The sequence below is a fragment of the Shinella sp. G-2 genome (genome assembly GCF_050172695.1).
Taxonomy (GTDB): Bacteria; Pseudomonadota; Alphaproteobacteria; order Rhizobiales; family Rhizobiaceae; genus Shinella.
The window spans coordinates 93,329-113,919 of the sequence record NZ_JBBEYH010000005.1 but is presented as its reverse complement, the minus strand read 5'-3'; the positions used below and the strand labels follow the sequence as shown (position 1 = coordinate 113,919).

Annotated in this window: 17 protein-coding genes and 1 tRNA gene; 9 read left to right on the top strand and 9 right to left on the bottom strand. The window is 66.4% G+C overall.

Going from position 1 to position 20,591, the window contains the following annotated elements; all coding sequences use genetic code 11:
• Positions 1-10 precede the first annotated feature (10 nt).
• On the bottom strand, positions 11-1,681 hold the full coding sequence (locus V8U06_RS11310; RefSeq protein WP_427140706.1) for a vWA domain-containing protein: 1,671 nt from the start codon (positions 1,679-1,681) through the stop codon (positions 11-13).
• A gap of 205 nt (positions 1,682-1,886) precedes the next feature.
• Here V8U06_RS11310 and V8U06_RS11305 point away from each other — a divergent pair, with 205 nt between their 5' ends.
• On the top strand, positions 1,887-3,017 hold the full coding sequence (locus V8U06_RS11305) for a site-specific DNA-methyltransferase (RefSeq protein ID WP_427140705.1): 1,131 nt from the start codon (positions 1,887-1,889) through the stop codon (positions 3,015-3,017).
• A gap of 278 nt (positions 3,018-3,295) precedes the next feature.
• Here V8U06_RS11305 and V8U06_RS11300 read toward each other — a convergent pair whose 3' ends face one another.
• Genes V8U06_RS11300 through mutY form a run of 3 tightly spaced genes read right to left on the bottom strand, consistent with a single transcriptional unit; the run spans position 3,296 to position 5,392 of the window.
• Positions 3,296-3,679 (bottom strand): nuclear transport factor 2 family protein, encoded by a 384-nt coding sequence (locus tag V8U06_RS11300; RefSeq protein WP_427140849.1) that lies wholly within the window; start codon positions 3,677-3,679, stop codon positions 3,296-3,298.
• Positions 3,680-3,683: 4 nt separating this feature from the next.
• A complete protein-coding gene (locus tag V8U06_RS11295) occupies positions 3,684-4,301 on the bottom strand; it encodes an HAD family hydrolase (protein WP_427140704.1) in 618 nt (205 codons plus the stop codon).
• The gene (mutY, locus tag V8U06_RS11290; RefSeq protein WP_427140703.1) at positions 4,298-5,392 is read right to left on the bottom strand and encodes an A/G-specific adenine glycosylase; all 1,095 of its coding nucleotides are present in this window, start codon (positions 5,390-5,392) and stop codon (positions 4,298-4,300) included. The genes V8U06_RS11295 and mutY overlap by 4 nt, the downstream gene beginning before the upstream one ends.
• Before the next feature lie 154 nt (positions 5,393-5,546).
• Between mutY and V8U06_RS11285 the strand changes: the two genes are divergently transcribed.
• From V8U06_RS11285 to ppdK, 6 genes are all read left to right on the top strand, one after another.
• Positions 5,547-6,053, top strand: coding sequence for a DUF721 domain-containing protein (locus tag V8U06_RS11285; protein ID WP_427140702.1), 507 nt, complete (start codon positions 5,547-5,549; stop codon positions 6,051-6,053).
• A gap of 270 nt (positions 6,054-6,323) precedes the next feature.
• Positions 6,324-7,166: a DsbA family protein gene (locus tag V8U06_RS11280; RefSeq protein ID WP_427140701.1), complete on the top strand. Its 843-nt coding sequence runs from the start codon at positions 6,324-6,326 to the stop codon at positions 7,164-7,166.
• Between the two features lie 156 nt (positions 7,167-7,322).
• A complete protein-coding gene (locus V8U06_RS11275) occupies positions 7,323-10,787 on the top strand; it encodes a chromosome segregation SMC family protein (RefSeq protein ID WP_427140700.1) in 3,465 nt (1,154 codons plus the stop codon).
• A gap of 128 nt (positions 10,788-10,915) precedes the next feature.
• Complete coding sequence (locus tag V8U06_RS11270; protein ID WP_427140699.1) at positions 10,916-13,540, top strand: patatin-like phospholipase family protein; 2,625 nt, start codon at positions 10,916-10,918, stop codon at positions 13,538-13,540.
• A 63-nt stretch (positions 13,541-13,603) separates the two neighbouring features.
• Entirely contained in the window at positions 13,604-13,750 is a 147-nt protein-coding gene (locus V8U06_RS11265; RefSeq protein WP_427140698.1) for a hypothetical protein, read from the top strand.
• Between the two features lie 181 nt (positions 13,751-13,931).
• Complete coding sequence (ppdK, locus tag V8U06_RS11260; RefSeq protein WP_226920056.1) at positions 13,932-16,598, top strand: pyruvate, phosphate dikinase; 2,667 nt, start codon at positions 13,932-13,934, stop codon at positions 16,596-16,598.
• Between the two features lie 24 nt (positions 16,599-16,622).
• On the opposite strand, the gene V8U06_RS11255 is transcribed toward ppdK, so the two are convergent.
• Positions 16,623-16,874, bottom strand: a complete 252-nt coding sequence (locus V8U06_RS11255; protein ID WP_226920055.1) for a hypothetical protein — start codon at positions 16,872-16,874, stop codon at positions 16,623-16,625.
• A 67-nt stretch (positions 16,875-16,941) separates the two neighbouring features.
• Positions 16,942-17,322, bottom strand: a complete 381-nt coding sequence (locus tag V8U06_RS11250) for a hypothetical protein (protein WP_427140697.1) — start codon at positions 17,320-17,322, stop codon at positions 16,942-16,944.
• A gap of 208 nt (positions 17,323-17,530) precedes the next feature.
• Between V8U06_RS11250 and V8U06_RS11245 the strand changes: the two genes are divergently transcribed.
• The gene (locus V8U06_RS11245; RefSeq protein WP_427140848.1) at positions 17,531-18,436 is read left to right on the top strand and encodes a DUF1499 domain-containing protein; all 906 of its coding nucleotides are present in this window, start codon (positions 17,531-17,533) and stop codon (positions 18,434-18,436) included.
• Between the two features lie 97 nt (positions 18,437-18,533).
• On the opposite strand, the gene V8U06_RS11240 is transcribed toward V8U06_RS11245, so the two are convergent.
• Together V8U06_RS11240 and V8U06_RS11235 are read right to left on the bottom strand one after the other, a co-directional pair.
• Entirely contained in the window at positions 18,534-19,481 is a 948-nt protein-coding gene (locus V8U06_RS11240) for an MBL fold metallo-hydrolase (protein ID WP_427140696.1), read from the bottom strand.
• Complete coding sequence (locus V8U06_RS11235; RefSeq protein WP_427140695.1) at positions 19,478-19,774, bottom strand: cupin domain-containing protein; 297 nt, start codon at positions 19,772-19,774, stop codon at positions 19,478-19,480. The genes V8U06_RS11240 and V8U06_RS11235 overlap by 4 nt, the downstream gene beginning before the upstream one ends.
• 179 nt (positions 19,775-19,953) lie before the next feature.
• Here V8U06_RS11235 and V8U06_RS11230 point away from each other — a divergent pair.
• Positions 19,954-20,028 (top strand) — tRNA-Gln (locus V8U06_RS11230).
• A gap of 102 nt (positions 20,029-20,130) precedes the next feature.
• On the opposite strand, the gene V8U06_RS11225 is transcribed toward V8U06_RS11230, so the two are convergent.
• The gene (locus tag V8U06_RS11225; RefSeq protein ID WP_427140694.1) at positions 20,131-20,361 is read right to left on the bottom strand and encodes a hypothetical protein; all 231 of its coding nucleotides are present in this window, start codon (positions 20,359-20,361) and stop codon (positions 20,131-20,133) included.
• Between the last annotated feature and the right edge of the window lie 230 nt (positions 20,362-20,591).

Here is a 20,591-nt window from a genome sequence, read left to right as displayed (position 1 = left end):
CGGGCCGTTGCTACTGCACCGTCACTTCCGCGCGCTCGCCGGCCTTCACGGTGGCGGTCGCTTCCTTGGGCGCGGTGTCGCTCTCGTATTTGACGGCGACGACATAGTCGCCCGGCGGCAGCGTGTCCTGCCATTCGGCGGCGTAGGCGTAGGACAGCGATTTCCGGTTGCCCTGGATATCCTTCGCCGCGCTGAGGATCTCGATGAAGTTCGCGCCCGGCGCGGTGATCGCCAGCACGCCTGCATTGAGGTTGACGGTGATCTCCGTCGTCTCGCCCGCCTTGACGGAGAAGGGCATTTCCGCCGTCGTCGAGCCGAGCTTTGCCGTCATCACATGGTCGCCCGGCGGCACGTCGAGCTTGGTGCCGGTGCCGTAGGTATAGGCGATGCTCTTGCGCGTCCCGTCGATGTTCTTCTTGGCCTCGACCACCTCGAAGAACACGTCGCCCGAATCGACCGCCGGCCCGCCATCGGCATAGATCGCCTTGTTGAGCACGGTGCCCGAGCCGATGACGAGATCGCGCTCCACCGTCTCGCCGGCCTTGATGGTCACGGTCTCCTCGACGATGGCGGGGCCTATCTTGCCTTTCAGCGTTACGTCGCCGGCCGAGGCATAGAATTTCGCCGTGCCATAATAGGTCGTCGAATAGTCGCCGAAGGCGATCTCGACGGCCGCGTTGGCGTCGCCTTCCGCATCCTGAGGCGTGCGCTTTGGCGTGATCGTCAGAAGGCCGGCATCGAAGTTGACGAAGGGTTTCGCCACCGCGCCGTCCTTCACTTCGAAGGGAACCTCACGCTTGATCGCGCTTTGCAGCGTCGCGACGGCGACATATCTGCCCGGCGGATAGGTGCCGGAGAAGGCGCCCTTGTACTGGGTTTCGACGGTGTCGCCGGCCGGCGCGCCATTGGCGTCCGCCTTGTAGACCTGCCAGAAGATATTGTCGTTGTCGCCGAGCGAGGGGCCGCCTTCCGCGAGCACGCTGTCGAATTCCGTGTTGAAGGCGGCGACGGGTTCGGGTTCCGGCTCGGCCTCCGCGACCTCCTGCGCCGGTTTCGACATCGGCGCTTCCGCCACCGTCTCCGTCAGCGCCGCGACGAGTTGGGCCGCGTCGGAAGCCTGGAAATATTTGCCGCCGGTGTTTTCGGCAAGGCAGGCCACCTGCTTGCCTTCCTCCGCCGTCAGGCCGAAGCCGACGACATGGGTGGTGAAGTCGACGCCCTTCTTTTCCAGCGCCGAGGCAAGCGCGCAAGGGTCGGCCTCGCAGGTCTCCAGCCCGTCGGTGACCAGCACGACCGTCGCCTTGTCCTCGGTATATTTGAGGATGTCGGCCGCCTGTTCCACCGATTGCGTCAGCGGCGTCTTGCCCTTCGGGTTGAGCCCGTTGACGAAGGCGGTGATGGCGTTTTCCGTGCCCGCGCCCGGCGGCACCGCAAGCTCGATATCGCTGCACGAACCCTTCTCGCGGTGGCCGTAGACCATCAGGCCGAGCTCGGTGCCGGCGGGCACCGATTGCAGCACCGTGCCCAGCGTCTCGCGGGCGATGTCGATCTTCGCCTTGCCGTCGATCTGGCCCCACATGGAGCCGGAGGCGTCGAGCACGATCATCGTCTTGTCGGCGGCGACGGTCTGTGTGGCGGCGAAAAGGCTGGCCACAAGCATCAGGGCGGCGGGAAATCGCACGGTCTTCCTCCTCGTCAGGGCCGCCTCGACCGGTCGTGAACGGCGCGTTTCCAAGGGAACGGGCGGGGGGCGGCATCTATTCTCGGCGTGCGGCAACGGGACGGTTTTTGCTTTTTCTCCAAAGCCTTCAGCCTTTGGTAACCATCTTCGGTAACCATAAGCACCATCACGTTCCGTTCCGAGTAAGCGTATCAGCGAGTATCAAATGCCATCTGTTCTTTCGCTTGCAGACGTCTCCCGCTCGCCCCGCAAGAGCGGCTGGCTCGACACCATCATCAAGGGTGACTGCGTCGCCGCGCTCGACGCGCTGCCGGACCAGTCCGTCGACGTCATCTTCGCCGACCCGCCGTACAATCTGCAGCTCGGCGGCGCGCTGCACCGCCCCGACCAGAGCCTTGTCGACGCCTGCGACGACGAATGGGACCAGTTCGCCTCCTTCGAGGCCTACGACGCCTTCACCCGCGCCTGGCTGCTCGCCTGCCGCCGCGTGCTGAAGCCCTCCGGCACCATCTGGGTCATCGGCTCCTACCACAATATCTTTCGCGTCGGCGCGACGCTGCAGGATCTCAATTTCTGGATCCTCAACGACATCGTCTGGCGCAAGGCCAACCCGATGCCGAACTTCAAGGGCCGCCGCTTCCAGAACGCGCACGAGACGATGATCTGGGCGACCCGCGACCCCAAGGCCAAGGGCTACACCTTCAACTACGACGCCATGAAGGCGGCCAATGACGATGTGCAGATGCGCTCGGACTGGCTGTTCCCGATCTGCAACGGCGGCGAGCGGCTGAAGGACGCGGACGGCAAGAAGGTACATCCGACGCAGAAGCCGGAAGCCCTGCTCGCCCGCATCCTGATGGCCTCTTCCAAGCCCGGCGACGTGGTGCTCGATCCGTTCTTCGGCTCCGGCACGACCGGCGCGGTGGCCAAGCGTCTCGGCCGCCACTTCGTCGGCATCGAGCGCGAGCAGGCCTATATCGACGCCGCCCGCGAACGCATCGATGCGGTCGAACCGCTCGGCAGCGGCACCCTTTCCGTCATGAGCGGCAAGAAGGCCGAACCGCGCGTCGCCTTCAACACGCTGATCGAAAGCGGCCTCATCGCGCCCGGCACGGTGCTGACCGACGCGCGCCGCCGCCACAGCGCCATCGTGCGGGCCGACGGCACGCTCGCCTCGGGCAACGATGCCGGCTCCATCCATCGCCTCGGTGCGAAGGTGCAGGGGCTGGATGCCTGCAACGGCTGGACCTTCTGGCACTATGCCGATGGCGCCGAGCTGAAGCCGATCGATGCCCTGCGCGCCGTCATCCGCTCGGAAATGGCCGGCCTCGAATAGGCCTGCCAACCCGCTTCATACCGTTTCTCCAGCTGCGGCCTCCGGTGTTCCCTGCACCGGGGGCTGTGGCTTTTCGGGGAGGCGGGCGCGCGCAAATTTCCCTGAAGGGATTCAGGTGATCTTAACCATCAGGCGCTTAGTCTCATGGTGCAAGTATATCGGGCCAAGCAATGGAAATCGTTGCGGAAAGCTACGGCCGATCAACCGGCCCTGCAGGCCGGATGTCGCTTTTCCGGTTTTTGTACCTTCAGTCCCGGAAATGCGAAAACGCCCGGAGCTCACAAGGCTCCGGGCGTTTCGGTTTCCAGGTCCCGGACCTCCACGAGCACGATGCGGCCCGCCGCATCGAAGGTCACGGTCTCCTCGCCCGCGCGGCGGGAGACCGCGCCGGTATGCCGGCTGGTCGCAACGAGGCTCCAGAGCGAACGGGCGGCGTGGGGCGAGACCCGCTCGACGAGCGAATCCTCCGCCCGCTGGTCGGGAAATTCCGCGAAGTAGCGGCGGAAGGCGGCGAGGATCGCCGCGCGTCCCTCGATGGAGCCGCCGGTGCCGGCCGAACGATAGACGGCCTCCTCGGCGAAGAAGCCCGCGATGGCGTCGAAGTCCAGCGCGGCGATGGCGGCGTGGTAGTCGCGCACCGCCTCGGCCGGGTCGAAACCCATGGGGTCAGAGCGGGATGCCATGGGCCGCAAGGTCGCTCTTCAGCTTTTCCGGATCGGTGAACAGCACGGCGTTCCAGCCGGCCTGCCGCGCCCCGTCCACATTGGCGGCCGAATCGTCGATGAACAGCGTATGGGCCGGCGACAGGCCGAAATCGCGGGTGTGCATTTCATAGATCGCAAGGTCCGGCTTGATGAGGCCGACTTCGCCCGACACCGTCACGCCGCGCGGCATGTCGAGGAAGGGGAAGAGCTTGCGCGCTTCCTTGAACGTATCGGCCGCGAAATTGGTCAGCATGGTCACGTCGCGCCCTTCCTGGATCAGCGCTTCCATGATCGCGACGCTCTCGACATAGGCATGCGAGACCATCTCGTGCCAGTATTTGCGGAAGGCGCGGATATGTTCGATGCGGTCGGGATGTGCCTCGATCAGCAGCGCCTCGGCGTCTTCCCACTTGCGGCCGCGATCCTGCTCCAGGTTCCAGTCGTGGGTGCAGACATTGGCGAAGAACCAGTTGCGCTCGGCATCGTCGGGGATGAGCCGCGAGAAGGGGATATGCGGATCGTAGTGGATCAGCACCTTGCCGATGTCGAAGACGATGTGTCGGATGTCGATGCTGCTCATGCTTTCCTCGCCGGTTGAAATGCGTCGGGTATGGCCTGTTTTATTGCCTTCTTCATGACGGTCGGCAGCGCCTCGCCGTCGAGCGTCGCCTTCGGCTGCCACCAGCCGTCGCCCGGAACGGCCGAGCCCGTCACCTTGGAACGGTAGACGGTGAGGCGCAACTCGAAATGGGTGAAGACATGGGTGACGGTGCCGCTTGCCTGCCAGTCGGCCGCAAAGGGCGCGGCGGCGGGGCTCGTCTCGCCGTCGATGCGGGCGGTCCAGGCGCTGCCCGGCACCTCCGTCATGCCGCCGAGAAGGCCGCTTTCGCCCCGCTTGCGCAGGAAGATGGCGCCGGTCTCGTCTTCCGCGACGAAGGCGGCGCCGAGCCGCACCGGCTTTTCCTTCTTCGCGGCCTTGCGCGGATAGGATTCCGGGTCGGCGCGGCCGAGCACGCGGCAATCCGCATTGAAGGGACAGAGCGCGCAGGCCGGCCGGCGCGGCGTGCAGATCGTCGCGCCGAGATCCATCATCGCCTGGGCGAAGTCGCCCGGCCGGTCCATGGGCGTCATCGCCGCGACGAGCGCGCGCATTTCGGGCTTGGCCGCGGGAAGGGGCGTCTCGATGGCATGAAGGCGCGAGATGACGCGCTCGACATTGCCGTCCAGCACCGCGCTGCGGCGGTTGAAGGCGATGGCGGCAATGGCGGCGGCGGTATAGTCGCCGATGCCGGGCAGGGCCTTCAGGCCTTCCTCCGTATCGGGAAACACGCCGCCATGCTCGAACGCGACGGCTTCGGCGCATTTCTTGAGGTTGCGGGCGCGGGCATAGTAGCCGAGGCCCGCCCAGGACTTCATCACGTCCTCGTTGTCCGCTTTCGCAAGATCCGTGACGGTCGGCCAGCGGGCGGTGAAGAGCGCGAAATAGGCCTTCACGGCCTGCACCGTCGTCTGTTGCAGCATCACCTCGGACAGCCAGATGCGGTAGGGATCGGGCGTTTGCCCGCGCGCCGCCATGGGCGGGCTCACCCGCCAGGGCAGGTCGCGATGGTGCCGGTCGTACCAGGCAAGCAGCAGGTCGGCGGGCGACAGGGTCCGGTGGGCTTGGGTCATGATCTGCCTGACGGGACCTTCTTCGGCGGCGCTGTTGCGGGCGCAAAACGGCTGCACATTTTTGCTGGAATTGCTCTATAACTGGCGGAGTGATCCGCGATCTTCAAGGTGCTTCGCGGGTGAAGCAGGAATATTTTCCCGTAAGGGGTAAATCGTGAACAACAAGGCGTCAAGACGCGGCATCGTCCAGATCAGCGAAGTGGCCAACGGCCTCATCGATCCCGTCCTGGCCAAGCGCGCGGGCATCAACACGATGCTGCTCGGCTCCTGGGACGAGATCGCCGGGGTGCAGTTTGCCGAATGCACGCGGCCCGAGCGTATTTCCTGGCCGCGCCGCGCCTCCGAAATGGCGGGCGAGGGCGGCGGTCACCAGCCGGGCGTGCTGACCATCGCCTGCGAGGGCGCCCGCGCGCTCTTCCTCAGCCACCAGCAGGGCGAGATCATCCAGCGCATCAACGGCTTCTTCGGCTTTCCCGCCATCAACGAGGTGCGGATCGTGCAGAAGCCGGTGGCCGTCCAGCCGCGCCGCCGGCCCAAGCCCCGCCCGCTGACGGGCGAGGCCGCGCGCCATCTCGATCATCTCGTCGAGGGCATCGAGGGCGACGCGCTGAAGGCGGCGCTGAAGCGGCTCGGCACGGCCGTGCTCGGAAAGCGCCGCTAGCGCAAGCGCGGTGAACGCCGCCCACCGGAATTGCTTTCCTGTCTCCTGTTTTCCGCGTGGTCCGGCGCCGGCGCGAAGCCGCTTCGCGTGGGAATGCCCGGAACATCGAACGGTCACAATTCTTTGAAGTTACTTGCCTTCACACCGCTTGTTCCCGCCCCAAAGCAGGTATAACGGGGATGCCGAGAGCAATTGCGGAAAGATGTAAGTCGTTCCCGCCCGCCATTGCGCCAGAGATTTGAATTCCTATCCCTTCCCACAGGAGAGACCATGTCCCTTTCCGAAATGAGCCTGATGAAGCGCCTCCTGACCGGCGCGGCCGTTGCGGCGCTCGCCGTGACGCTGGCCGCCTGCTCCGACGAGAAGAAGGAGGAGACCGCCAAGGCTCCCGAAACCAGCCAGACGACGACCGAAGGCGCAAGCTCGACGCCGGCGACCTCGACGGCGACGACCACCGAGACCGCCACGACGACGACCACGACCACCACGCCGGCAACCGAAACCGCCCAGAAGCCGGCGGCAGAAGTTCCTGCCGCCGAGGGCGACGTGGATATGGCCGAAGTCCTGAAGCCCGGCGCGCTGCCGGACATGGCGCTCGGTGAGGCGAACGCCCCCGTCACCATCGTCGAATACATGTCGACGACCTGCCCGCACTGCGCGGCCTTCCACAACAACACCTTCGACGCCATCAAGACGAAGTATGTCGACAGCGGCAAGGTTCGCTTCATCGTGCGCGAATTCCCGTTCGACCCGCGCGCTGCCGCCGCCTTCATGCTGGCGCGCTGCAACCCGCAGGACACGACGAAGCTCACCGAAGCTGCGCAGTATTTCCCGATGATCTCCATGCTGATGAAGCAGCAGGAAGTCTGGGCCGCCGCGCAGGACGGCCGCGAAGCCCTGATGCAAATGTCCAAGCTCGCCGGTTTTACACAGGAGAGCTTCCAGGCCTGCTTGACGAACCAGAAGCTTCTGGATGATGTGAACGCGGTCCGCGAACGCGGCGCCAAGGAATTCGGCGTTGCCGCAACGCCGACCTTCCTCATCAACGGCAAGCGCTATTCGGGAGACATGTCGGTTGACACCATGTCGGCCCTCATCGACAGCATGCTCTGATCCTTCGACCGGATTTTCGGCGGGCGACGGCGGAAGCCGTGCGCCCGCTTTTTATTGCGCAGCGGCGCTGACCGCCCGCCATGCGATCTCTTCCCCTCAGGGGAAGAGGGCCGGCGGGCGAGAGGAGGGCGGTCCCATTCGCCCTGCGCGCGCGGCATGAGGTTCACCAAGCTCCGCCTCCTCGGCTTCAAGTCCTTCGTCGAGCCCACCGAATTCGTCATCGAGCGGGGCCTGACCGGCGTCGTCGGACCGAACGGCTGCGGCAAGTCGAACCTCGTCGAGGCGCTGCGCTGGGTGATGGGGGAAAACTCCTACAAGAACATGCGCGCGTCCGGCATGGACGACGTCATCTTCTCCGGCTCGGGCAACCGCCCGGCGCGCAACACCGCCGAGGTCGGCCTCTATCTCGACAATTCCGACCGCACCGCGCCCGCCGCCTTCAACGGCGAGGACGAGATCCAGGTGACGCGCCGCATCGAGCGCGAGAACGGCTCGGTCTACCGCATCAACGGCAAGGAGGCGCGCGCCAAGGACGTGCAGCTTCTCTTCGCCGACGCTTCCACCGGCGCCCGCTCGCCCTCCATGGTGGGGCAGGGCCGCATCGGCGAACTCATCCAGGCAAAGCCGCAGGCCCGCCGCCAGCTTCTCGAAGAGGCGGCCGGCATTTCGGGCCTGCATTCCCGCCGCCACGAGGCGGAGCTGCGCCTGCGCGCCGCCGAGACCAACCTCGAACGGCTCGATGACGTCACCTCGCAGCTCGAAAGCCAGATCGAGAGCCTGAAGCGCCAGTCGCGCCAGGCGAACCGCTTCAAGGCGCTGTCGGCCGATATCCGCCGCCACGAGGCGATGCTGCTGCATATCCGCTGGGTTCAGGCCAAGGAGCAGGAAGGTGAGGCGGAGAGCCAGCTCAACCAGGCGACCTCGCTCGTCGCCGAGCGGGCGAACGCCCAGATGCAGGCCGCCAAGGACCAGGCCGTCGCCAGCCTGAAACTGCCGGAACTGCGTGAGAACGAGGCCAAGCTTGCCGCCGTGCTGCAGCGCCTGCAGATCGCCCGTGCGCAGCTCGAGGAAGATTCCGCCCGGCTGCTGCGCCGCCGCGACGAGCTTTCCCGCCGTCTCGCCCAGCTTGCCGAGGATATCGTGCGCGAGGAGCGCATGGTGGCCGACAATGCCGCCGTGCTGGAACGCCTGACGGGCGAGGAGGAGGAGATCGGCGACATCCTCGCCGAGGCCGACGAGCGTGCCGAAGCCGCCCGCGAGACGATGGACGCGGCCGCCGCGAAACTTGCCGAAAGCGAAGCCGCCCTTGCCGGCGTCACCGCCGAGCGCGCCGAGGCGCAGGCCGTGCGCAACCAGCTCGAAAAGGCGATCCGCGACCTTGCCGAACGCCATCTCCGGCTCGGCCAGCAGCTCGACGCGCAGGCGCGCGAACTGGACGAAATGGACGCGCGCATCGCAGCGCTGCCCGATCCGGAAGAACGCCGCGCCGCCGTGCAGGCGGCGGAGGAGGCGCTGGAAGCGGCCGGCGACATGCTTGTTGCCGTGGAAGACGCGCTGGAAGAGGCCCGCTTTGCCGAAACGACCCTGCGCGGCCCCGTCGACACGGCTCGCGCCCACCTTGCCGGCATCGAGACGGAAGCCCGCACCATCCGCCGCATGCTGGAGGCCGGCGCCGCCGGGGGCTCCTTCGCGCCTGTCGTCGAGGATGTGCATGTCGACCGCGGCTATGAGACCGCGCTTGGCGCAGCCCTCGGCCACGATCTCGATTCTCCGGCCGACAGCGACGCGCCCGTTCACTGGCGGCAGGCCGGCGACGCATCCGCCGATCCCGCCCTGCCGGATGGCGTTCCCGCGCTTATCGCCCATGTTCGTGCGCCGGAGGTCCTGCATCGCCGTCTTGCCCAGATCGGCATTGCTGGCGATGTCGGCGAAGCGCTGGCCCTGTTGCCGCGGTTGAGGCCCGGCCAGCGGCTCGTCACCCGCGAGGGCGCGGTCTTCCGCTGGGACGGTCATGTCACCGGCGCGGATGCGCCGAGCGCCGCTGCCCTTCGCCTCGAACAGAAGAACCGCCTGTCCGAACTCGAAACCGAGGCGGAAGACGCCCGCGCCAAACTGTCTGCCGCAGAAGCTGATCTGGCCCGCGCCGCCGAAACCATCCGCGCCGAAAGCCAGCGCCAGCAGGCCGCCCGCGAGGCGCAGCGCACCGCCACCCGCACGCTGGCCGAGGCCCGCGAGGCGCTGGAGGCGGCCGAGCGCGCGTCCGGCGATCTCATCCGCCGCCGCGCCGTGCTGTCGGAAACGCGCGCGCAGATCGAGGTGCAGGTGGAGGAGGCGGCCGTCTCGCTGGAAGATGCCCGCGCCGCGCTGGAAGACGCGCCTGACCTTGCCGAACTTGAGCTGCGCCTGCGCACCCACACCATGGATGTCGCGACCGACCGGGCGACGCTTGCCGAGGCTCGCGCCGCCCATGACGGCCTTGCCCGCGAAATGGCCGACCGCCGCCGCCGGCTGATGGCCATTGCCGCCGAGCGCGAGACCTGGAGGACCCGCGCCGCCAGCGCCGAGACCCACATCGCGACGCTGCGCGAGCGTGAGGGCGAAGCGCGCGAGGAAATGGAGGAGCTTGCCGAGGCCCCCGACGAGATCGAGGAAAAGCGCCGCGAGCTCCTGACCGGCCTTACCAATGCGGAAGCCGCCCGCCGCGAGGCCGCCGATGCCCTGCAGGACGCGGACAACTGCCAGCGCGAGGCCGATCGCCTCGCCGCCACGGCCCTGTCGCAGCTTGCCGAATCCCGCGAGACGCGCGGGCGCGCCGAGGAACGCCTCGTCTCCGCCCGCGAGCGCCGCATCGAGGGCGAGACGCGCATCCGCGAGGCGCTGTCCTGCGCCCCGCACGAGGCCCTGCGCCTCACCGGCCACCCGGCCGATGCGCCGCTGCCCGATCCGCGCGAGCGCGAACGGGACCTCGACCGCCTGCGCGTCGAGCGCGAACGGCTCGGCGCGGTGAACCTGCGCGCCGAGGAAGAGCAGAAGGAGCTGACGGATAAACTCGACGCCATCGTCGCCGAGCGCGAGGATATCATCGAGGCGATCCGCAAGCTGCGCTCGGCCATCCAGAGCCTCAACCGCGAGGGCCGCGAGCGGCTGCTGGCCGCCTTCGACGTCGTCAACGTGCAGTTCCAGCGCCTCTTCACCCACCTCTTCGGCGGCGGCACGGCGGAACTGCAACTGATCGAGAGCGACGACCCGCTCGATGCGGGCCTCGAAATCCTCGCCCGCCCGCCCGGCAAGAAGCCGCAGACCATGACGCTGCTGTCCGGCGGCGAGCAGGCGTTGACCGCCATGGCGCTGATCTTCGCCGTCTTCCTCACCAATCCCGCGCCGATCTGCGTGCTGGACGAGGTGGACGCGCCGCTCGACGACCACAATGTCGAACGCTACTGCAACCTGATGGACGAAATGGCGGCCTCCACCGAGACCCGCTTCGTCATCATCACCCACAACCCCATCACCATGGCGCGCATGAACCGCCTCTTCGGCGTCACCATGGCCGAACAGGGCGTTTCGCAGCTGGTGTCGGTGGACCTTCAGACGGCCGAGCAGCTGCGCGAAGCCGTCTAGGGACGACGGCCCCGTCGTGTCGTTCCTGACGTCCTTGGCGACTGGAAACTCAAAATACAACTTGTAATTTTGAGCTGCTGGCATACCTTTTTCGGGACGTTTCGATCGGCGACTTTGGGGAGAGTGTCATGGCGGACGATGTCGTTGCTGGTGCCGATCCACAGAACGAAGACCAGGGGGCAGGGGCTTCGAACACGCCCCGGGAGACCGGCCGGAAGGTTCAGCCGCAGAATTTCAACGCTGTCTTCCTGGAGGAGCGCCGGGAGGTTGCCGGGGCCTCCGCGCTGGAGACGATGGCGATCCGGCGAAAGGCCGAACCGATCGAGACGGGCCTTGCGCTTTCGGGCGGCGGCATCCGCTCGGCGGCCTTCAGCCTTGGCGTGCTGCAGGCCCTGAAGGTGCGCAAGGTGTTCGACAGGATCGATTTTCTGTCGACCGTATCGGGCGGCGGCTATACCGGCGCGGCGCTGGTCGCGGGCATCAAGCGCGGAAACGGCGACTTCCCCTTCGGCATGGACGACAGCACGGACCGCCTCGGCATGGGGGCGAACGAGATCGGCGACAATGGCGATGTGCGCGCGCTGCGCGACAAGAGCCGCTACCTGATGCCGACAGGCAAGTTCGATCTTATCGTCTCGCTCGGCATCATCCTGCGGGGGCTTGCGGTCAATGCCGTCATGGTGGCCGCCGCGATCTTCCTTGCCGCCGCCGTCACGCTGTTCTTCAACCCCACCAAGGCGTCGCTTCAGGTGTCCTGGATCAATGCCCTCCTCGATCAGGCGCGGTTCAAGGGCATGCTCGATCTTGGACCCTCGCTGGTGCTGACGAAGCTGCTCGCCATCGTGCTTCTGCTCTGGCTCATCGGGTGGGCGCTGGTGCGGTCGGCCGCGCGCAGCGAAAGCGATCAATCGGACCCGGGATCAAAAGGGGCGAGGCGGACGGGGATTTTCCTGCTGGTGATCCTTGCGGTCTTCCTGTGCGAGGTGCAGGTGCCCATCGTCGACCGGCTGGTGGCCTGGCGTGAAGGCGGCGGCATCTTCAAGGGATGGTTCTCGTTCCAGACCTCGGTGTTCACGCTCGTCACCGGCAATGTCATGCTCGCCTTCTTCTGGCGCAAGCTCGTCGGCTATATCCAGGCGGCCGACAAGAACGGTCCGTGGCGCGCCCGCTTCGACAAGCTCGTCAGCGGCCTTGCGCTCGTGCTGCTCGCCGCCGCGCTGCCGCTCCTGATCTATGTGCTCTATCTCTGGGTGACCGTGCTCGCCCTCGCGAGGAACAGCTGCGATATTCCCGCCGTCTTCGTCGCCGTACAGGATTGCCTCGGCGCCGTCTGGTTCCTGCTGCCGCCGCTCTGGGTCATGCTGGCCATCGCCCATTGGTCGGCGAAGGTCGGGCCTGTCGGCGAGACGCTGCTCAACGGAGCCTGGTGGAAGGGCGGTGGCTGGCGGCAGGAGGACAGCCGTTCGGCCGTCGCGGCCTCCGTCTTCCTGCTGATCCTTGCCGTGCATCTTGCCGGATGGCTCGCGCTCCACACCGGTGCCGCAGACCTCGGCATCTACCGGATCGCCACGGACTATCTCGCGCTCTTCATGGTGCTGTTCCTGGTGGGCAGCCTCTTCACGGAAAACGCCAATTCGCTCCATCGCCTCTATCGCGACCGGCTGAACTTCGCCTTCAACCTTGGAAACGGCGAGAAGAGCTACCGCCTTACGGATCTCGCGACGGTGACGAAGGACGGCGTCGAGCAGCCGCTGCGCCCGCAGCTCATCATCAACGCCGCCGTCAACATCCAGCATTCCGAGCATAACAAGCGGGCGCGCGACGCGGACTTCTTCACCTTCACGCCGCGCCATGTCGGCTCCGAGGTCACGCAATATGTGTCGACGGAGGACTATCAGAAGGCGGAACCGTCGCTCGATCTTGCGACCGCCGTCGCGATCTCCGGCGCGGCCGTCTCCTCCGCCATGGGCCGGGCGGGCATCGCCCTCATCGCGCCGACGCTCGCCTTGCTCAACATTCGTCTTGCCTACTGGCTGCGCAATCCGAACCGCCTCGTGGTCGGCGGCGACCAGCGCAAGGTCTCGGCGGGAGACTGGCGGCTTCCCTATCTCTTCTTCGAGATGTTCAAGCTGCTCGACGAGAAATCGCCGAAGGTCTACGTCTCCGACGGCGGGCATATCGACAATCTCGGGCTCTACCAGCTTCTCAAGCGGCGCTGCGACGTGATCGTCGTTTCGGACGCCGAGGCCGACCCCGCCATGACCTTCGCCTCCTTCGTCGATGTCGAGCGCTTCGCCCGCATCGATCTCGGCATCCGCATGGAGGTGCCGGTCGCCACCATCCGCGAGGCCGTGCTGAAGCGGCAGGCGGAATTGAAGAAGGCCGACGTGCTTTCCTACAAGGCCCCGGCCCATGCCCATGCGGTGATCGGCAAGATCTCCTATCCCGCGCTCTATGACGATAACCGAAGACTGCTCAAGCCGGCGAAGGAGGGCGTGCTCCTCTACATCAAGGCGTCCATGACGGGCGACGAAAGCACCTATGTGCTCGACTACGAGAAACGCTATCCGCGTTTCCCGCATGAATCGACTGGCGACCAGTTCTTTTCCGAGGAGCAGTTCGAGGCCTATCGGGCGCTCGGCTTCCACGCGACGAGCCATGGCCTGAAGGACACCGTCGGCAAGCCGCAATATGACAGCCTCCGCAACAAGCTGCAGGACATGCTGGACGACGGCGCGAAGGAACAAAACTGACCCTGGTGCATTATGGGCCGCCTGCCAGTTCCTGCAGGCAGCCAATGCAATCGGGGACCAAACGTGAACAGAAACGCACTTTACATGATCATCGGCGCCCTCATCGTCGTGGTGGCAGGGTTTTCCTATTACGCCTATCAGCAGGAAAAGAAGCCTGACGGCGTCGAGATCCGGCTGGACCAGCAGGGCCTGTCCATCCAGGAAAATTGAGCCGCGACGCTGCGGCAAGGCACGAGGCCGTGTTTCCGCAAGGGAGCGCGGCTTTATCGTCTTGTCGTAATATTGCATCGCCGTCGCAAAATTGACGCAGTGCAGCAAAAAACCTGTCGTGCCGCGTTTTCAAAGGGATGCAGTTCCTGTAGATTGCCCGGATACGTTTGGGGAGGCGTCGATGGAGAAGTGGGTTTACACCTTCGGGGGAGGCCGTGCCGAAGGCAGCGCGGGCGATCGCAATCTGCTCGGCGGCAAGGGCGCGAACCTTGCCGAAATGTGCAATCTCGGCCTGCCGGTGCCGCCCGGCATCACCATCGTCACCTCCGCCTGCAACCACTATTACGAGAACGGCCGGGTGCTTCCGGCCGGCCTGAAGGACGAGGTCCGCGCGGGCCTGCGCCAGATGGAGGCCATTACCGGCCGCATCTTCGGCGACATGAGCAAGCCGCTGCTGCTTTCCGTGCGCTCCGGCGCGCGCGCCTCCATGCCCGGCATGATGGACACGGTGCTGAACCTCGGCCTCAACGACCGCACGGTCGAGGCGCTGGGCCACGATGCCGGCGATGCGCGCTTTGCCTGGGACAGCTACCGCCGCTTCATCCAGATGTATGGCGACGTCGTCATGGGCCTCGACCATGAGGTCTTCGAGGAGATCCTGGAAGACGAGAAGGGCCGGCTCGGCCACGAGCAGGACACCGAACTATCGGCGGTCGAGTGGCAGCACGTCATCGCCCGCTACAAGGAAGTCATCCAGGAAGAGCTTGGCGAGGAATTCCCGCAGGATCCGGAAGTCCAGCTCTGGGGCGCCATCGGCGCCGTCTTCGCAAGCTGGATGAACGCTCGCGCCGTCACCTACCGCACGCTGCACAACATTCCCGCCGTCTGGGGCACCGCCGTCAACGTCCAGGCCATGGTCTTCGGCAATCTCGGCAATTCCTCGGCCACGGGCGTCGCCTTCACGCGCAACCCCTCGACGGGCGAGAACAAGCTTTACGGCGAGTTCCTCGTCAATGCGCAGGGCGAGGACGTTGTCGCCGGCATCCGCACGCCGCAGAACATCACCGAGGAGGCGCGCATCGGTTCGGGCTCCGACCGGCCGTCGCTGGAAAAGCTGATGCCGGAGGCCTTCGCCGAATTCCGCGGCATCTGCGACCGGCTGGAGCAGCACTACCGCGACATGCAGGACCTCGAATTCACCATCGAGCGCGGCACGCTCTGGATGCTGCAGACGCGCTCGGGCAAGCGCACCGCCAAGGCCGCGCTGAAGATTGCCGTCGACATGGCGACGGAAGGCCTGATCAGCGAGGGCGAGGCCGTCGCGCGCATCGATCCCGCCTCGCTCGACCAGCTGCTGCACCCCACCATCGACCCGCGCGCGCGGCGCGACGTCATCGGCTCCGGCCTGCCGGCCTCGCCGGGCGCCGCGACGGGCGAGATCGTCTTCACCTCGGAAGAGGCTGTGAAGGCGGAGGAGGAGGGCCGCAAGGTCATTCTCGTGCGCATCGAGACGAGCCCGGAAGACATTCACGGCATGCACGCCGCCGAAGGCATCCTGACGACGCGCGGCGGCATGACGAGCCACGCGGCGGTCGTCGCGCGCGGCATGGGCACGCCCTGCGTTTCTGGCGCGGGCACGCTGCGCGTCGACCTGCGCAACGAATTGCTGGTCGCCCATGGCGTGACGCTGCGCAAGGGCGACGTCATCACCATCGACGGCTCCTCCGGCCAGGTGCTGAAGGGTGAAATCCCCATGCTCCAGCCCGAACTGTCGGGCGATTTCGGCCGCATCATGGAATGGGCGGACCGCACGCGCCGCATGAAGGTGCGCACCAATGCCGAGACGCCGGCGGATGCGCGCGCCGCGCGCTCCTTCGGCGCGGAAGGCATCGGCCTCTGCCGCACCGAGCACATGTTCTTCGAGGGCAGCCGCATCAATGTGATGCGCGAGATGATCCTGGCGGAAGACGAGGCCGGCCGGAAGGCGGCGCTCGCCAAGCTGCTGCCCATGCAGCGCTCCGACTTCGTCGAGCTTTTCGAGATCATGCACGGCCTGCCGGTGACGATCCGCCTGCTCGATCCGCCGCTGCATGAATTCCTGCCGAAGACGGACGAGGAGATCGCCGAGGTCGCGGCCGCGCTTTCCATCGACGAGACGGTGCTGCGCCGCCGGGTCGATACGCTGCACGAGTTCAACCCCATGCTCGGCCATCGCGGCTGCCGCCTCGCCATCTCCTATCCGGAGATCGCCGAAATGCAGGCGCGCGCCATCTTCGAGGCGGCCGTGGAAGCCGCCAGGAAGACCGGCGCCGCCGTCGAGCCCGAGATCATGGTGCCGCTCGTCGGCCTCAAGGCGGAGCTGGATTATGTGAAGGCGCGCATCGAGGCGGTGGCCAAGGCGGTCATCGCCGAAAGCGGCGTCGCCATCGACTATCTCACCGGCACGATGATCGAGCTGCCGCGCGCCGCGCTGCGCGCCCATGTCATCGCCGAATCGGCCGAATTCTTCTCCTTCGGCACCAACGACCTGACGCAGACCACCTTCGGCATCTCGCGCGACGACGCCTCGGCGTTCCTGTCGACCTATATCCAGAAGGGCATCGTCGAGCAGGATCCGTTCGTCCAGCTCGATTTCGACGGCGTGGGGGAACTCATCCGCATCGCCGCCGAGCGCGGCCGGCGCACGCGCAACGACCTGAAGCTCGGCATCTGCGGCGAACATGGCGGCGACCCGGCCTCGATCCACTTCTGCGAGGAGGCGGGGCTGGACTACGTGTCCTGCTCGCCCTTCCGCGTGCCGATCGCGCGCCTTGCGGCGGCGCAGGCGGCCTTCAGCGGCAAGGCCTGAGCGAAGGGCGACGCCTGAACGGCCTCAGTGCCAGTGCCGCCGCTCGCGCACCACGATGACGGGCGACGGCATGAACAGCGCCTCGCTGCTCGCCTGGCGAAGCTGCGCCCGGCGGTCGAGATCGATGCGCTGCAGGCATTCGGCAAAGGCATCGGTGGCGGGGCGGAAGCCATAGGAAACGCAGCGGTTTTCATCCGCCGCGCGCATCTCGGCCGCGCTCTGGCAGCCGGCGAGCAAAAGGGCGGTGGCGGCGAGGACGGCTAGTCTTGCAAACATCGGGAAGGCTCCGGGCGAACGGGTGTCTGCCCTGCAAATAGGCCGGGCGCCCTGCCTCGGCAAGGCCTCAGATGCGTTCCAGCACGCCGACGAAGGCCTCCGCGAAGCGCTTCAGGTCCTGCGTCGTCTCATCGGGGTTTTCCACGCGGATGGTGGATCCCTCGGCATCGAGCAGCGCGAAGACTACCTCCAGCGCGTTGTCTTCGCCCTTCGGCACGCGCAAAGCTGCGATGCGCAGGCAATCCTCGGCAAGGCCGGAGGCCGGCAGGTCGAACAGGAAATCGCCGCCGAGCTGCGTTGCGGCCTGGCGCACCGCCTCGGCAAAATTCTCCACGTCGCCGGAAAAGCCGTCGAGCGACAGTTCGAGTTCGAGAAGCTCCAGGGGGAGGGCGGGTTCGCCAGCCGTGGTGGCGACAGGTGTGTCGGCGGCCGTCTGCGTCGGCAACATCGTCTTCTCCTTGTTCTACCCCCGTTTATGAAGGCTCGTTAACGAGCGTGGCAAATTTACGGCACGCAAGTATTTTTGCGCGCCTGGGTTTTTTGCGCTGTTGGGGGCGTTCGCTCTCACAAGACCGATCCCGGTGGAAAAGTTCCCCGCCCTGCGCTAGGGATGGGGCGCGGCAGCGGTGCCGTGCGCATCCGGTGAGGCCATGGCGATCACGATCCAGTACGAGAGGCCTGTTTCTCACGCGGCCCATTGGGCGCGGCGTCTCGCGCTGTTTTCCTGCCTGCTCTTCGTCGCCGTGGTGCTGTCGCACCGCTTCGGGCCGCTGACGACGCCGCATTTCCTGGTGCTCGCCGGTTTTGCCGCCGCGCTTTCCGCGCTTGCCGTACTGCTGGCTTCCGTCGGCCTCGTGCGGCTCTGGCATGTCGGCGCGCGGGGCGGCAAGGCCTCTTTCATCGCGCTGCTGCTGGCGCTGCTGCCGCTCGGCGTCGCCGCCGCCGCCGCCTATTCCTATTTCTACAAGCCGGCGCTCTACGATGTGACGACGGATACGCTTTCCGCGCCGCCCTGGCTTTCGCAGCCCTCCGCCGAGCAGGACTGGCTGCAGCGCGCCGGCGTGGTGACGCCGCGCGACCGCGAGGTGCAGCTTGCCGCCTATCCCGCGCTATCCGGCCGGCGCTACGAGGGCGCGCTCGACCGCGTCTATCAGGGCGTGCGTAAGGTGGCGGCCGCCTATGGCATTGCGATCACCGCCGAGGACGGCCTCGACAATATCCTTGCCGATCTCGAGGACCTGGTGGTCGATCCCGGCAAGGCGGCCGGCAGCGCCGAGCCGCTCGGCGAAGTGCCGATCCCCGAGGCAAGGCCGCTGGAAACGCCCATCCTGCCGCATATCGGCGGCCCGGGCGACGTGATCCTGCAGGGCGAATGGCGCTCGCCGGTCTTCGGCTTCCGCTTCGACGTGGTCATCCGCCTGCGCGAGGAGGCGGAGACGACGCTGGTCGACATGCGTGCCGCCTCCCGCTACGGGCCGCACGATCTCGGCATCGGCGCCGAGCTGGTCGAAGGCTATCTCAAGGCGCTGGACGCGGAACTGCTCGGCATTGCCGGGGACTAGCGTTTGTCAGGGAAAAGTGGGAACCGGTTTTCCCGAAAAGACAAACGAAAACAAAAGCATTTAGAGCATGTCTGGTTCAATCTGAACCTGACATGCTCTAAAATCCCGGCGCGGGGAAATAGAGCCCCTTCAGCGAAGGCGGTCCCTCGGTGACGACCTCGCCGCGTCCGACAAGATCTTCCAGATGCGCCAGCACGGACAGCGCCGCCGCGCCATGCAGGCGTGGATCGGTCTCGCGGTAGATCACCTTCACCATGTCGGCGATCAGCCGGTCCCCGGCGCGCACGCGCTCGCGCACCGCCCGCTCGCGCATGCGCCGGTGGGTGCGCAATCCGCGCAGGAACGAGGCTGGCTCGACCACCGGCCCGCCATGGCCGGGGAAATAGAGGCGGTCGTCCCGCTCCAGCAGCCGCTCCAGCGAGGCCATGTAATCCGCCATCGCGCCATCGGGCGGGGCGACGATGGTCGTCGCCCAGGCCATGACATGGTCGGCGGAAAAGACGATGCCCTCAGGCCCGTCGAGCGCGAAGGCCGCATGGTTGGCGGTGTGGCCGGGGGTCAGCAGCGCCGTCAGCGCCCAGCCGTCGCCGGCCAGCGTCTCGCCATGGCCAAGCGCGATATCGGGCACGAAATCCGTATCCGAGCTTTCGGCAAAAGGGTTCTGCTCGCCGGCATGGAGCGGCCGCGCGGCCCGGTGCGGGCCTTCGGCGACGATGATCGCGCCCGTCTCCGCCTTCAGCCGGCGGGCGAGCGGCGAGTGATCGCGATGGGTGTGGCTGACGGCGATATGCGTGACCTCACGGCCCGCGAGCGCGGCCATCAGCGCGCGGAAATGCGCCTCGTCCTCCGGCCCGGGATCGATCACCGCCACCGAGCGGTCGCCGACGATATAGCTGTTGGTGCCGTGGAAGGTGAAGGGGCCGGGATTGTTGACCGTGACGCGTTGCACGCGCGCGGCCACCGGCACGGCCTCGCCGTGGGCGGGGCGGAACTCGAGGTTGAAATGCGGGCTGTCGTCCTTCTCGTCGCTCACGGATGCGGTCACTTGTACTCGATCTCGATGAAGCTCATCGGCGCATCGCCGCCATTGACGACATTGTGCGCAACGCCGGCCTCGCGCCGGTAGACGGCGCCCGCCTTGGTGGACACCCGCCGGTCGCCCGTCTCCTCCTCGATGAGGAATTCGCAATCCGTCATCGGCACCACGACATAGCCGAGCCCGTGCACATGATGGCCCGTATCGGCCCCCGGCTCGAAGTCCCAGCGCGTGACGCGCACCACGGCATCGTCGAGGAGAACGGTGGGCACGGCCGGCGGACGGGCGCGAAACTGGGGCATGGCGGCTCCTTGAAAAAAGGCAGGTTGGGCCGGACCCTAGCCCCGCCCGCCGCGCCTGCCAAGCGCGAAGCCCGCCCGCCCGGCGGGAAAACGGCGGGCATGACGGAGAATAATCGCGGCAAAGCGGAACTTAAGCATTGTCCACGCCCTCCCGCTTTGCTATCAGGCTCCCGCCGTGTTGGGGCGTCGCCAAGCGGTAAGGCACCGGTTTTTGGTACCGGCATTCCCAGGTTCGAATCCTGGCGCCCCAGCCAGCGCTCCCATTTTCAAAGAAGAATCACGGCTTTCCAGCGCCTTCGCGCTCGTTCGGAATCCGTGGGCGGCACCGCGGCCCTGGTTCCAGGGCCGGGAAGGCTTCACGCCGAGAACGTCACCGTCACGCCACGCTGGCGGAAATAGGCCTGCATGAGCTTCCTGCCGGAACGATTGTTGTGCGCCAGCCGCGCCGGATCGAACACCGCCTCTTTCAACCCCGCCTGCTTCATCGCGGCCTTGAGCGCCGCGATATGCACATCGATGTCGGCGTTATCGGCCTGGAGCGATTCATAAATTCGATTGGTCGCTTCTTCTACGGACGGTTCGCTCATGGGTGTACTCCTGTTGTGGGCTGGTCAGTGCTTAGCATGTTTTGGGCTCGACGCTATTCGGGTGAGAAGGCTGCTCGTCAAGGGGGGCGGTGGATTAGATGCTCGAATCCACGTGAAGCGACGCGAACCATAAAACAGATTGGCCAGTCCGGTCTTTAGGATTAAAACATCACAGATGCTTGCGCCAAAATGTCGATCATTCTGCCGGCTTGAATTTCCCGAAATCAGCC

Excerpts from the sequence above, each read along its gene's own strand:
- V8U06_RS11295 (WP_427140704.1), bottom strand. The coding sequence starts at position 4,301 with ATGAGCAGCATCGACATCCGACACATCGTCTTCGACATCGGCAAGGTG.
- V8U06_RS11300 (WP_427140849.1), bottom strand. The coding sequence starts at position 3,679 with ATGGGTTTCGACCCGGCCGAGGCGGTGCGCGACTACCACGCCGCCATC.
- V8U06_RS11235 (WP_427140695.1), bottom strand. The coding sequence starts at position 19,774 with ATGCCCCAGTTTCGCGCCCGTCCGCCGGCCGTGCCCACCGTTCTCCTC.
- V8U06_RS11270 (WP_427140699.1), top strand. The coding sequence starts at position 10,916 with ATGGCGGACGATGTCGTTGCTGGTGCCGATCCACAGAACGAAGACCAG.
- V8U06_RS11250 (WP_427140697.1), bottom strand. The coding sequence starts at position 17,322 with ATGTTGCCGACGCAGACGGCCGCCGACACACCTGTCGCCACCACGGCT.
- V8U06_RS11280 (WP_427140701.1), top strand. The coding sequence starts at position 6,324 with ATGTCCCTTTCCGAAATGAGCCTGATGAAGCGCCTCCTGACCGGCGCG.
- V8U06_RS11225 (WP_427140694.1), bottom strand. The coding sequence starts at position 20,361 with ATGAGCGAACCGTCCGTAGAAGAAGCGACCAATCGAATTTATGAATCG.
- mutY (WP_427140703.1), bottom strand. The coding sequence starts at position 5,392 with ATGACCCAAGCCCACCGGACCCTGTCGCCCGCCGACCTGCTGCTTGCC.
- ppdK (WP_226920056.1), top strand. The coding sequence starts at position 13,932 with ATGGAGAAGTGGGTTTACACCTTCGGGGGAGGCCGTGCCGAAGGCAGC.
- V8U06_RS11305 (WP_427140705.1), top strand. The coding sequence starts at position 1,887 with ATGCCATCTGTTCTTTCGCTTGCAGACGTCTCCCGCTCGCCCCGCAAG.
- V8U06_RS11255 (WP_226920055.1), bottom strand. The coding sequence starts at position 16,874 with ATGTTTGCAAGACTAGCCGTCCTCGCCGCCACCGCCCTTTTGCTCGCC.
- V8U06_RS11275 (WP_427140700.1), top strand. The coding sequence starts at position 7,323 with ATGAGGTTCACCAAGCTCCGCCTCCTCGGCTTCAAGTCCTTCGTCGAG.